Source organism: Amycolatopsis sp. NPDC059021 (assembly GCF_042739895.1).
Lineage (GTDB): Bacteria > Actinomycetota > Actinomycetes > Mycobacteriales > Pseudonocardiaceae > Amycolatopsis.
In genome coordinates this window covers 119,971-120,637 of record NZ_JBHYIQ010000006.1, presented here as the reverse complement: position 1 = coordinate 120,637, position 667 = coordinate 119,971, and the positions used below count along the sequence as shown (strand labels likewise).

The 667-nt window shown below is 79.0% G+C and carries 1 protein-coding gene; it reads left to right on the top strand.

Annotated elements, in window-relative coordinates:
* Positions 1–120: 120 nt before the first annotated feature.
* Complete coding sequence (locus ACFWX1_RS05175; RefSeq protein ID WP_378384020.1) at positions 121–546, top strand: RICIN domain-containing protein; 426 nt, start codon at positions 121–123, stop codon at positions 544–546.
* The last annotated feature ends 121 nt before the right edge of the window (positions 547–667 follow it).

Here is a 667-nt window from a genome sequence, read left to right as displayed (position 1 = left end):
CGCGCGGCCGCGGGCGCGCGCCCCCACCCCCCGACGCCCCCCCCCCCCGCGCCGGGGGCCCCCCCCGCGCGCGCCCGCCCCCCCCGCGCGCGCCGCCCCCCCCGGGCGAAGGCGGCCGGCGTGCACACGCTCAACGCCGGGCTGTTCATCAACGCCAACAGCGGGAAGTGCCTGGAGATCGTGGATTCCAGACAGGACAACGGTGCGCGGGCCCAGCAGTGGGACTGCGTCGGCCAGGCCGGTGCCTTCTGGAACCCGGTCGACCGAGGCGACGGCACGATCTCGTACGTGAACCCGAACAGCGGGAAGTGCCTGGAAATCGCGGATTCCCGGGGTGACAACGGCGCCCCGGCCCAGCAGTGGGACTGCGTCGGCATCCCCACCCAGGCGTGGCGCCTGGTCTCCGACGGTGCCGCCGGTGGCTGGCGGGTCGTCAACGCCAACAGCGGGAAGTGCCTGGAGATCGTCGATTCCCGGCGGGACAACGGTGCGCGGGCGCAGCAGTGGGACTGCGTCGGCATCGGGACGCAGGCCTGGCACGGCTGAGCCCCGCGGGCGCGGGCCGCCCCCCCCCCCCCCCCCCCCCCCCCCCCCCCCCCGGCGCGGCGCCGCGCCGCCGGGGGCGGGTGGGGTGCTGGGGGGGCGCGGGGGGGGGGCGCGCGCGCCA